Source organism: Streptomyces sp. JLBG701 (genome assembly GCF_058544905.1).
On the sequence record NZ_CM178588.1, the window covers coordinates 1,547,492 to 1,559,656 of the forward strand.

At 71.2% G+C, this 12,165-nt stretch carries 9 protein-coding genes; 8 read left to right on the top strand and 1 reads right to left on the bottom strand.

The window, feature by feature from the left end:
• Window positions 1–108: 108 nt before the first annotated feature.
• Window positions 109–1,275 (bottom strand): xylose isomerase, encoded by a 1,167-nt coding sequence (gene xylA, locus AC5DRG_RS07115; RefSeq protein ID WP_491808911.1) that lies wholly within the window; start codon window positions 1,273–1,275, stop codon window positions 109–111.
• Window positions 1,276–1,453: 178 nt separating this feature from the next.
• On the opposite strand from xylA, the gene xylB reads away from it, so the two are divergent.
• The 8 genes from xylB (at window position 1,454) to galE (ending at window position 12,128) form a co-directional block, all read left to right on the top strand.
• Window positions 1,454–2,902, top strand: coding sequence for a xylulokinase (gene xylB, locus AC5DRG_RS07120; RefSeq protein WP_491808912.1), 1,449 nt, complete (start codon window positions 1,454–1,456; stop codon window positions 2,900–2,902).
• Window positions 2,903–2,909: 7 nt separating this feature from the next.
• Window positions 2,910–4,118: an ROK family protein gene (locus tag AC5DRG_RS07125; protein ID WP_491808913.1), complete on the top strand. Its 1,209-nt coding sequence runs from the start codon at window positions 2,910–2,912 to the stop codon at window positions 4,116–4,118.
• 245 nt (window positions 4,119–4,363) lie between these two features.
• Window positions 4,364–5,857, top strand: coding sequence for an APC family permease (locus AC5DRG_RS07130; RefSeq protein ID WP_491808915.1), 1,494 nt, complete (start codon window positions 4,364–4,366; stop codon window positions 5,855–5,857).
• Complete coding sequence (locus AC5DRG_RS07135) at window positions 5,854–6,867, top strand: acetamidase/formamidase family protein (protein WP_491808917.1); 1,014 nt, start codon at window positions 5,854–5,856, stop codon at window positions 6,865–6,867. Before AC5DRG_RS07130 ends, AC5DRG_RS07135 begins: the two co-directional genes overlap by 4 nt.
• A 61-nt stretch (window positions 6,868–6,928) precedes the next feature.
• Window positions 6,929–7,528 carry an N-acetylmuramoyl-L-alanine amidase gene (locus AC5DRG_RS07140; protein ID WP_491808919.1) on the top strand — a complete coding sequence of 200 codons (600 nt, stop codon included), beginning with the start codon at window positions 6,929–6,931 and terminating at the stop codon, window positions 7,526–7,528.
• Window positions 7,529–7,682: 154 nt separating this feature from the next.
• Window positions 7,683–8,963 carry a winged helix-turn-helix domain-containing protein gene (locus AC5DRG_RS07145; protein ID WP_491808921.1) on the top strand — a complete coding sequence of 427 codons (1,281 nt, stop codon included), beginning with the start codon at window positions 7,683–7,685 and terminating at the stop codon, window positions 8,961–8,963.
• Between the two features lie 191 nt (window positions 8,964–9,154).
• The gene (exaC, locus tag AC5DRG_RS07150) at window positions 9,155–10,678 is read left to right on the top strand and encodes an acetaldehyde dehydrogenase ExaC (RefSeq protein WP_491808922.1); all 1,524 of its coding nucleotides are present in this window, start codon (window positions 9,155–9,157) and stop codon (window positions 10,676–10,678) included.
• Window positions 10,679–11,030: 352 nt separating this feature from the next.
• Window positions 11,031–12,128, top strand: a complete 1,098-nt coding sequence (gene galE / locus AC5DRG_RS07155; protein WP_491808924.1) for a UDP-glucose 4-epimerase GalE — start codon at window positions 11,031–11,033, stop codon at window positions 12,126–12,128.
• Window positions 12,129–12,165 lie beyond the last annotated feature (37 nt).

Sequence of the window (12,165 nt, forward strand, 5' to 3'; positions counted from 1 at the left end):
CTCATGGCGTGGATCGCATGATTCCGGAGCATTCCGCACGGGGGCCGGTCACGGACGGACGTCGCAGCGGGCTGCTTCAACGTCGGGCCGCGGCACGCGCGCGTGCGTTCAGCCGCGCGCGCCCAGCAGGTGGTCCATGGCCAGCTGGTCGAGGTGCTCGAAGGCCATGCCGCGCGCGGCGGCCGTCTCGGCGTCGAAGTCCTCGAAGGCGGTGCGGTCGGCGAGCAGGGCCTTCAGGCCGTCCGCGGCGGTGGGCTGCGCCAGTTCGTCCAGGCGGGAGGCGCGCAGGGCCTCCTGGACCTCGGGGTCGGCCCGGAAGGCGGCCGAACGCTCCTTCAGGATGAGGTAGTTGCGCATGCAGCCCGCGGCCGACGCCCACACTCCGTCGAGGTCCTCGGTCCGCGGCGGCTTGAAGTCGAAGTGCTTCGGGCCCGCGTAGCCGGCGCTCTCCAGGAGGTCGACCAGCCAGAAGGCGGCGCGCAGGTCGCCGGCGCCGAAGCGCAGGTCCTGGTCGTACTTGATGCCGGACTGACCGTTGAGGTCGATGTGGAAGAGCTTGCCCGCCCACAGGGCCTGCGCGATGCCGTGCGGGAAGTTCAGCCCGGCCATCTGCTCGTGGCCGACCTCGGGGTTGACGCCGTACAGCTCCGGGCGCTCCAGACGCTCGATGAAGGCCAGGGCGTGGCCGACCGTCGGCAGCAGGATGTCGCCGCGCGGCTCGTTCGGCTTGGGTTCGATCGCGAACTTCAGGTTGTAGCCCTGGTCGGTGACGTACTCGCCAAGGAGGTCGAAGGCCTCCTTCATGCGGTCCAGGGCGACGCGCACGTCCTTGGCGGCGCCGGACTCGGCGCCTTCGCGTCCGCCCCAGGCGACATAGATCTCGGCGCCCAGCTCGGCCGCCAGGTCGATGTTGCGGATCGTCTTGCGCAGCGCGTAGCGGCGCACGTCACGGTCGTTGGCGGTGAACGCGCCGTCCTTGAAGACCGGATGCGTGAAGAGGTTGGTGGTGGCCATCGGCACCTTCATGCCGGTCGCGTCGAGGGCCTGGCGGAAGCGCTTGATGTGCGACTCGCGCTCGGTGTCCGAGGACCCGAAGGGGATCAGGTCGTCGTCGTGGAAGGTGACTCCATGGGCACCGAGTTCGGACAGTCGCTGCACCGACTCGACCGGGTCGAGGGCCCTGCGCGTGGCGTCGCCGAAGGGGTCCCTTCCCTGCCAGCCGACGGTCCACAGGCCGAAGGTGAACCTGTCATCGGGGGTGGGCTGGTAGTTCATGCCGCGGCTCCTTGCTTGCTCCGACTATTTCGTCATGGCAGTTTACAAATTAGTATGCGAACGCATCTCTGGGAAGGGACTAGATGTCCCCGATGGGGCTGCGTCTGGGTCGCTGTGGCCTGGGCACATTGAAAAACACCAGGTCAGATCCCGCGAGCCGCGGAAAAGGGAGAGCCCGATGTCAGCAGCCGAGGGTCCGCTCGTCGTCGGCGTGGACACGTCCACCCAGTCCACCAAGGCGCTGGTCGTCGACGTGTCCACCGGACAGGTCGTGGCGAGCGGCCAGGCACCGCACACCGTCTCCTCCGGGGCGGGCCGCGAGAGTGACCCGCGCCAGTGGTGGGACGCCCTGTGCGAGGCGCTGCGCCAGTGCGGGGACGCGGCGCACGAGGCGGCCGCCGTGTCGATCGGCGGGCAGCAGCACGGCCTGGTCACGCTGGACGCCCAGGGCGCGCCGGTGCGCCCTGCCCTGCTGTGGAACGACGTCCGTTCGGCGCCGCAGGCCCGCCGTCTGGTGGATGAGCTGGGCGGCCCGAAGGCCTGGGCGGAGCGGACCGGCAGCGTGCCCGGCGCGTCCTTCACGGTCACCAAGTGGGCCTGGCTCGCCGAGCACGAGCCGGAGGCCCTGCGCGCGACCAAGGCCGTGCGCCTCCCCCACGACTACCTCACCGAGCGCCTCACGGGCCAGGGCACGACCGACCGCGGCGACGCCTCCGGTACGGGCTGGTGGGCGTCCGGTACCGAGTCGTACGACGAGGAGATCCTCGGGCACGTGGGCCTCGACCCGGCGCTGCTGCCCCGAGTGGTGCGGCCGGGCGAGATCGCCGGAACCGTCCGTGACAGCCACGACCTGCCCTTCTCCAAGGGCACCCTGGTCGCCCCGGGCACCGGCGACAACGCCGCCGCCGCACTGGGCCTCGGGCTGCGCCCCGGCACCCCCGTGCTGAGCCTCGGCACGTCCGGCACGGTGTACGCCGTCTCGAAGCGGCGCCCCGCCGACCCGACCGGCACCGTCGCGGGCTTCGCCGACGCGCACGGCGACTGGCTGCCGCTGGCCTGCACGCTGAACTGCACGCAGGCCGTCGACCGCGTGGCGGCCCTGCTGGGCCTGGACCGCGAGGCCGTGGAACCCGGCACCGGCGTCACCCTGCTCCCCTACCTGGACGGCGAACGCACCCCCGCCCTTCCGCACGCCTCGGGGCTGCTGCACGGACTGCGCCACGACACGACCGGCGGCCAGCTCCTGCAGGCCGCCTACGACGGCGCCGTCCACTCCCTGCTCGGCGCGCTCGACCTGGTCCTCGACGAGGACGCGGACCGCTCCGCGCCCCTGCTGCTGATCGGCGGCGGCGCCCGGGGCACGGCCTGGCAGCAGACCGTACGACGCTTGTCGGGACGGCCCGTCCAGGTCCCCGAGGCCCAGGAACTGGTCGCGCTGGGCGCCGCTGCTCAGGCGGCCGGCCTGCTGACCGGCGAGGACCCGGCCGCGGTCGCCCGGCGCTGGAACACCGCCCATGGGCCGGTGCTGGACGCGGTGGAGCGGGACGAGAAGACGTTGGCCAGGATCGCCGGGGTACTCTCCGACGCGGCCCCGCTGCTGGAGCGGACCACGGACACCCAGGGCTGAGGGAGGCATGACCGCACCGCTGCACGAGGCCCACCCGGCAGGTCCCGGCCGCGGGCTGCCGGACACCCAGCAGGGCATGCGCCGCCGCAACCTCGCGCGCGTGATGCACACCGTCAGCGCGGAGGGGCCGCTCTCCCGTGCCGCCGTCGCCTCGCGCATCGGTCTGACCCGTGCCGCGGTGTCGTCCCTCGTCGACGAGCTGATTCGCTCGGGGCTGCTGGAGGAGCTGGGCCCCGAGCGGCCCGGCCGGGTGGGCCGGCCCGGTTCGGCACTCGCCGTCAGCGGGCACGGGCCCGCCGGGATCGGCGCGGAGGTCGGCGTCGACCATCTGGCGGCCTGCGTGGTGGATCTGCGGGGAGAGGTACGGGCGCGGGCCGTACGGCACGGGACGAACCGTGGCCGTTCCGCCGAACCGGTGATCCGGGAGCTGACCGAGCTGGTACGTGCGGTCGTCGCCGAGGCCGAGAGCGAGGGTCTGTGGCCGGCGGGGCTCGCGGTCGCGGTGCCCGGTCTGGTGGCGCGCGACGCCCGTACGGTCGTACGCGCCCCGAATCTGGGATGGCACGACACGGATCTCGGCGCCCTGCTGCCCACGCCGTTCCCGCTGACCGTGGACAACGAGGCCAACTTCGGCGCCCTCGCGGAACTCTGGCTCGGCGACGGCACCCCTCGGGACTTCCTGCACGTGTCGGCCGAGATCGGTATCGGCGGGGCAGTCGTCGTGGACGGACGGCTGCTGCGTGGAACGCGTGGGTTCGCGGGCGAGTTGGGGCATGTGCCGGTCCGCCCCGACGGACCGACGTGCGGGTGCGGCGGGCGCGGTTGTCTGGAGCAGTACGCCGGTGAGGAGGCGGTGCTGCGTGCGGCCGGTCTGGAGCCGGGCGAGGACCGGGTCGGGCTGCTCGCGGGGCGCGCCGGCGACGGGGACAAGGACGTACGGCGGGCGCTGAGCGATGCGGGAACGGCGCTGGGCATCGCGCTGACCGGGGCGGTCAATCTGCTGGATCCCGAGGGCGTCGTGCTGGGCGGCGCGCTCTCCGGGCTCGCGCCCTGGCTGCTGCCGTCGCTGGAGGCGGAGCTGGACCGGCGGACGGCGGGGCCGGCCTGTCCCGTGTCCGTGTCGCGGCTGGGGCCGGAGGGGCCGTTGCTGGGCGCCGCGCACTCCGTGGTGCGGGGGGTGCTGGACGATCCGGCGGCGGTGGCGGAGCGGGGCTGAGCTGGGCCGAGCTGGGCGCCGCGGGGCTGAGGGCCTCGGGGCCGGAACTGGCCTTCGGCCACGCGAACCACTCGTTCGGGTGGGCGAGTTATCCACAACTCCGCGGTCGTCCACGGATCCTCTGGGCACCCTTCTGCCCAACCGGCAAGCGCCGTACCGTGATTCACGCGAGGCGCAGCCGTCGAGTCGTGGCGACGACGGGCGTGTCGACGTGAACGAGGGGGATTCACACAAGGGGGATTCGCATGTCGGGGGTGTCGGAGGATACGGCGGTGGGCCTGCGGCGCGATGCCATCGGGCTGCGCGAGGTCCTGTTCCAGAGCATCACGGCCATGGCACCGGCCGCGGCGGTCGCGGCGTCCATTCCGGCGGGCGCGGCCTTCGCCGGCGGCAGTCTGCCCTTGTCCGTCCTGATCGCTCTGGTTGCCTGTCTGTTGACCGCGTCGTGCGTGGCGGAGCTGGCCCACGAGCTGCCGGCCGCGGGCTCCGTGTCCACGTACGCGGCGCAGGGCCTGCACCCCGCCGTCGGCTTCCTGGTCGGCTGGGGCTATGTCTTCGTGGAGGCCCTGGTCCCGCCGCTGCTGCTCCTCCAACTCGGCTTCACGACGGCGGGCACGCTGCACGAGGAGTGGTCCTCCTACCCGGCCGATCTGTGGTGGCCCTGGTCGCTCGCGGGTGCCGCGATCATCGCCATCGCGGGATACCTGGGGGTGCGTGCCTCGGCTGGCTTCGGCACGGTCCTCGGGGTCTTCGAGGTCCTGGTCTTCCTGGTGTTTGCCATATGGCTGATCGCCAAGGCGGGCGGGGACAACACCCTCTCGGTATTCGGGACTTCACACACGGCCGAGGGCTACGAGGGCATCACCGGGGTCTTCGCCGGATCGGTCTACACGGTGCTCGCCTTCGCCGGATTCGAGGCGGCCGCACCCCTCGCGGAGGAGGCGAGGAACCCGCGCCGGACGATGCACCGCGCGGTGCTCGGCTCGGCTCTCGGGATCGGTCTGTTCTACGTGGTAACGACCTACGCCATCACGGTGTACTTCGGGCCGGACCGCTTCGGCGGCTTCGGAACCTCCGGCGCGGCGTCCTGGGAGGGCGTGGCGCGGGCCTCGTTCGGCCTGTTCTGGGTTCTGGTGTTCCTGGCCGTGGTCAACTCGACCATCGCGAACGCCAACGCGTGCGCCAACGTCTCCACGCGCACAGCCTTCGCGCTGGCCCGTATCCGGGTCCTGCCGCGCGTCCTCGCCACCCTGCATCCCAAGTACCGCTCCCCCGTCGCCGGAATCGCCGTGCAGACCGTCATCGCGCTGGGGGCCGTCCTGGGGCTCGGTTTCGCGTACGATCCCGTGACGGCGTTCCTGCTGCTGGCGACAGTGATCGTCACGGTTGTCATCGGGGTCTACATCGTGGTGAACCTCGCCTGCGTCGGCTACTTCCTGCGCCGCAGGCGCGACTTGCTCAAACCGGTACGCCATCTGCTGTTCCCCCTCCTCGGCATCGTCGCCTTCGTCCCCGCGCTGCTGACCGCGTCCGGGCTGCCGGTCTTCGACTTCGTGTCCGAGCTGACCGCCCCGGTGTCGTACGCCGGACCGGTCGTCGGCGTCTGGATGGCGGCCGGGGTCGTGGTGCTGCTCGTGCTCCTGCGGCGTCATCCCGAGCGCATAGCCGAGACCGCCCGCGTCCACCTCGACGAACCCTCCTCCACCGGTATGGCACAGAACGGAGCAGCACAGCGATGAGCGACCCCCGGATCCTGACCGTGCGGCCCGAACCGGGCGACTACGCCTGGACGTTCGGCGGCGCACCGCCCGTGGCGCGCATCGCGCCCGGCACGGTACTCGACCTGTACACGGAAGACTGCTTCGCGGGACGGGTACGGTCCGAGAAGGACCTGGTGTCCGAGGTGTGCGAGTTCCCGTTCCTCAATCCGCAGACGGGGCCCTTCCACATCGAGGGTGCCGAGCCCGGGGACACGGTCGCGGTGCACTTCGTGTCGATCGAACCGGCCCGCGACTGGGCCGCGTCGACGACAGTGCCCCTGTTCGGTGCGCTCACCTCGACGCACACCACGGCCACGCTGCAGCCGCCGCTGCCGGAGCGCGTCTGGATCTGGCAGCTCGACCGGGACCGCCGTACGGCGCTGTTCCGAGCGCACGACAGCGACTTCGAGGTCGAGCTGCCCATGGACCCGATGCACGGCACGGTGGGGGTGGCGCCGGCCAATCTTGAGGTGCGCTCGGCGCTGGTGCCCGACGCGCACGGCGGCAACATGGACACGCCCGAGATGCGGGCGGGCGTGACCTGCTATCTCGGGGTGAACGTCGAGGGAGCGTTGCTCAGCCTGGGCGACGGGCACGCGCGGCAGGGCGAGGGTGAGACCTGCGGGGTCGCGGTCGAGTGCGCGATGAACACCGTGGTGATCGTCGAACTCCTCAAGGGGGTCGCCACGCCCTGGCCGCGCATCGAGTCGGACACCCACATCATCTCGACCGGTTCGGCACGCCCGTTGGAGGACGCGTTCCGGATATCCCAGCTCGACCTGGTGCAGTGGCTGGTGCGCGACTACGGGTTCAGTGAGTTGGACGCCTACCAGTTCGCGACCCAGACCGTCGAGTCGCCCCTCGCCAACGTGTGCGACACCAACTACACGTGCGTGGCCAAGCTCCGCAAGGAGTGGCTGCCCGCGCGCGAGACCCACCGCGGGCTGCACGCACGGCTGCGCGAGACCGCGGCGCTCCTGCGGGGCTGAGCGGGAGCAGGGCCCTCCGGGGCCGGGCAAGGACACCGGATCTCCGAAAGGCACCTCCCCCATGGAACGGGCAAGACCGCTCCCCAGCAGGCGACGGCTTCTGAAGGGTGCCGCCCTGGCCGCCGTACCGTACGCACTGCTCCCCGACGCGCGGGCCGGTGCGCAGGGCAGGCCCGTCGACTACCCGCTCGCCGAGTGGCAGCCGGCGAGCCCCGCCAACTACACGGTGGCCGACCGCCCCACCGGCCATCCCGTCGACCGCGTGATCATCCACGTCACGCAGACGACGTACTCCAAGGCCCTGGCCGTCTTCCAGAACCCGAAGAAGAAGGTATCGGCGCACTACCTCGTCCGGTCCGCCGACGGACACGTCGCGCAGTGCGTCCCCGAGCCGGACATCGCCTGGCACGCGGGGAACTGGGAGTTCAACACACGCAGCATCGGCATCGAACACGAGGGGTGGGTGGACCGGCCCGAGTACTTCACCGACGAGCTGTACGAACGGTCGGCCCGGCTCACCGCGGCGATCTGCACGACGTACGGCATCCCCAAGGACCGCGCGCACATCATCGGCCACTACGAGGTGCCCGGCACCGACCACACCGATCCCGGACCGCACTGGGACTGGGGTCGCTACATAGGACTGGTCAGCCTCGTCTGAAAACCGCTCGACTCAACACCGGTCGACTTCGCCAGAGCGAAACGGAATGCGCTCGTTCGGGTGAGGCCCGTCCAAACGGTTGTCGGTGGCCGACCTCGGAGTGACGATGTCCCCAGCCGCATCGCCAACCGCATCGCCGTCCGTGGAGGCCGAGTTGACCGATCCATGGGTTGCCCTGGAGCCGGGGGCCGACCCTGCCGAGCGTGTTCGGGTGCTGCGGCGCGCGCATGAGACGTTCACCGCGGCCGGCACGGTGGGCCGGCCGGTGCGTTCCGTGGTGGCCGACTCGTGGCGGCGTTCGGCGCGGGCCGGTGTGGGGCCCGACGGCACGGCGAGCGTGGAGCTGACGGACGGTGACCTCGGTACGTACCGGGCGGAGCATCCGCTGGCGCGGGTGATGCCGCTGTTCCGTGAGCTCATGGGCACCTTCGCCGCCGACGGAGACCACCTCCTCGCGGTGTGCGATGCGCACGGCCGGCTGCTGTGGGTCGAGGGCCACCCGACGACCCGGCGGCAGGCGGGGCGGATCAACTTCGTGCCGGGCGCGCGCTGGGCGGAGATCTCGGTCGGAACGAACGCGCCGGGCACGGCGGTCGCCGTCGACCGGCCGGTGCAGGTGTTCGCGGCCGAGCACTTCACCCGGCAGGTGCAGCCGTGGACCTGCGCGGCGGCTCCCGTGCACGATCCACGCACCGGGCGGGTGCTCGGTGCCGTGGACATCACGGGCGGCGACGGGCTCGCGCATCCGCACAGCCTGGCGTTCGTGCAGGCGGTGGCGCGCGCCGCCGAGTCCCAACTGGCCCTGCTCGCCCCGGCGCAGCCCTGTGCCGACGCACTCGAACTGACCGCCCTGGGCCGCGACGAGGCCCAGCTGCTCACCGACGGCCGCAGGATCAGGCTCAGCCGCCGGCACAGCGAGATCCTGGTGCTGTTGGCGCGCCACCCGGAGGGTCTGACCGGCGACGAGTTGCTGTGCGCGCTGTACGAGGACGAGTCGGTGACACCGGTGACGCTGCGCGCCGAACTGGCCCGGCTGCGCAGGATCCTCGGCCCCGGGCTGCTGGCTTCGCGCCCCTACCGGCTCACTGTCCCGGTCGAGTCCGATGTCGTGGTCGTAGAGCGGCGGTTGGAGAGCGGTGCGGTCACGGCGGCGGCGACGGCGTATGCCGGTCCGCTGCTGCCCGCCTCCCAGGCCCCGGCGGTGGTGCGGCTCCGGCACCGCCTCGCCGACGGCCTGCGTACGGCGCTGATCGCGCGACGCGACCCCGACCTGCTGGCGGACTGGGCACACGCGCCGTGGGGCGAGGACGATCTCGACGTATGGCGGGCGCTTGCCGCGGTACGGCCGACGGCGGCGGTGCGGGCGCGGCTCGCCGCGGTCGAGTCGGAGCTGGGGGCACCGGGCGGCTGGTCGGGGCAGCAGACGGGACGCTGATCGGCTCCGCGGCCACCACCCCGTCAGCCACCGAACCTCCGTAGGCCGACTCTCGATCGCCCACCCCTCGGCCGACGAACCCCGTCCACCGAACCCTCAGCCGCCGCAACGTACTTGCAACGTCCCCCTCCCTAGCCTCGGGCCGAGAGCTGCCCAACGGCGGGCAGCGCTGCTGAGGGAGGCAGGCCGACATGACCCGTTACGCGGCACCCGGAACCGAGGGCGCGATCGTCTCCTACCAGGCGCGCTACGACCACTTCATCGGGGGCGAGTACGTACCGCCGGCCCGCGGGCAGTACTTCGAGAACCCGTCTCCGGTGAACGGGCAGCCGTTCACCGAGATCGCGCGGGGCACCGCGGAGGACGTGGAGCGGGCCCTCGACGCGGCGCACGCGGCGGCGCCGGCCTGGGGCCGGACGTCGGTGACCGAGCGGTCCGACATCCTGCTCAGGATCGCCGACCGGATGGCGGCGCACCTGGAACCGCTGGCGGTCGCCGAGAGCTGGGAGAACGGCAAGCCGGTCCGCGAGACCCTCGCCGCCGACATCCCGCTGGCCATCGACCACTTCCGCTACTTCGCGGGCGCGCTCCGGGCCCAGGAGGGTTCGCTCGGCGAGGTCGACGACGACACGGTGGCGTACCACTTCCACGAGCCGCTCGGGGTCGTGGCGCAGATCATCCCCTGGAACTTCCCCATCCTCATGGCCACTTGGAAGCTCGCCCCCGCGCTGGCCGCGGGCAACGTGGTGGTGCTCAAGCCGGCCGAGCAGACTCCGGCGTCCATCCACTACTGGCTCAGCCTCGTCGCCGACATGTTGCCGCCGGGCGTCCTCAACATCGTCAACGGCTTCGGCGTGGAGGCGGGCAAGCCGCTGGCGTCCAGCCCGAGGGTGGCGAAGGTGGCGTTCACCGGCGAGACCACGACCGGCCGACTGATCATGCAGTACGCCTCGGAGAACATCACGCCGGTCACCCTCGAACTCGGTGGCAAGTCCCCGAACATCTTCTTCGAGGACGTCTGGCGGGCGGACGACGACTTCCGCGACAAGGCACTCGAGGGCTTCACGATGTTCGCGCTCAACCAGGGCGAGGTGTGCACGTGTCCGTCCCGGGCGCTGGTCCAGCGCGGTCACTACGCAGAGTTCATGGAGGCGGCGGTCGCCCGCACCGAGCTGATCAGGACCGGGCACCCGCTCGACACCGACACGATGATCGGCGCTCAGGCCTCCAACGACCAGCTGGAGAAGATCCTCTCCTATCTGGACATCGGCCGGCAGGAGGGAGCCAGGATCCTGACCGGCGGCGAGCGCATCGAGCACGACGGCGAGTTGAAGGGCGGCTACTACGTCCAGCCGACCATCTTCGAGGGCGACAACCGCATGCGGATCTTCCAGGAGGAGATCTTCGGACCGGTGGTGTCGGTGACGTCCTTCGACGACTTCGACGACGCCGTCAAGATCGCCAACGACACGCTGTACGGCCTCGGAGCCGGCGTGTGGACGCGGGACATCAACACCGCGTACCGCGCGGGTCGGGCGATCCAGGCGGGCCGAGTCTGGACGAACTGCTACCACGCCTACCCGGCGCACGCGGCGTTCGGCGGTTACAAGGGATCGGGGATCGGCCGTGAGACGCACAAGATGATGCTGGAGCACTACCAGCAGACGAAGAACCTTCTGGTGTCGTATTCGCCGAGGAAGCTGGGCTTCTTCTAGAGGCACGAAAAGGCGCCTGAACTGGGCTTTTGCCCGCCAGGCGCCTTCCTCCAGCCAGCACGTTTCGACCAGTACACCGGCAACTCTTGACGCCGGGAGGGGATAGGTGGAAAGTCGTACATATACGCCGTAAACATACGACGTTGCCACCGCACTCTGGGAGCGATGCGCCATGACGCGCAGGGAACCGGATTCGGCAGAGCTTCCCGGGGTGGAGCGTCGGCTGTCCGCTGCCGCGCCGCCTCGAACGGCTGCCCGTCGTCCCACGCCTGATCCTGTTGTCGCCGGCGGCAGCCGTGGCCATCACGCCTTCCGCCCGACATTCGCCGCCACCCCGGGGTGGTGAGGTGCAGTGAACACAGACCGACGCCGCGCGCGCGAAGGAGTGACCCCCACGAGTGCACCGTCCACGGTCCTCGTCACCGGCGGAGCCGGCTTCATCGGCAGTCATGCCTGCGTCGAACTGCTCGACCACGGCTACGAGGTGATCGTGGTCGACGACTACTCCAACAGCACTCCGCAGGCCCTCACCCGCGTGGAACGGATCGCCGGCCGTTTCGTCGGTGCCGTCTATGAGCTGGACATCCGTGATCGACACGCCCTCTCGGCCATCTTCGACCGCCACTCCGTGGACGCCGTCGTGCACTTTGCCGCGCACAAGGCAGTGGGCGAGTCGACACGGATGCCCGTCGAGTACTACGACACCAACGTCGGCGGCACGACCACCCTGCTGCGGACCATGCACGAGCACGACGTGCACCAGCTCGTGTTCTCCTCTTCCTGCTCGATCTACGGCGACGCCGGACCCGGACCGCTGGACGAGGCCACCCCGGCCCGGCCCACCAATCCATACGCGGCCTCCAAATGGATCTGCGAACAGATCCTCGCCGATGTCTGCCACCGGTGCCCCGAGTGCACCGTGCTATGTCTGCGGTACTTCAACCCGGCCGGCGCTCACCCCAGCGGGCTGCTCGGCGAGGATCCCCACGGCACACCCGACAATCTGATGCCGTACGTGGCCCAGGTGGCCATCGGGCGACAGAAGCGGGTCCACGTGTTCGGCGCCGACTACCCCACGCCCGACGGGACCGCGATCCGCGACTACCTCCACGTCATGGACACCGTCGAGGCCCACCGCGTCGCGCTCGACCATCTCGCCGACGGACCAGGCATGCGTGTGTACAACCTGGGCGTCGGCAAGGGCAGCTCGGTCCTCGACGTCGTCACCGCGTTCTCCGAGGCGTGCGGCAGGCCCATTCCGTACGAGGTCGCGGCCCGCCGCCCCGGCGACGTGGCCGAACTCGTCGCCGACGCGACCGCCGTGGCGCGCGTCTGGGGCTGGCGCCCCACCCGGGACCTCGCCGACACATGCCGGGACGCCTGGAGGTTCCAGGAGCTCAACCCCCACGGCTACGCGGGCTCCGCTCGGCGGCCGAACACGAAGCCCTAGGGGCGCGGGACTCTGTTCAATTTGCGGCTCCGCCGCG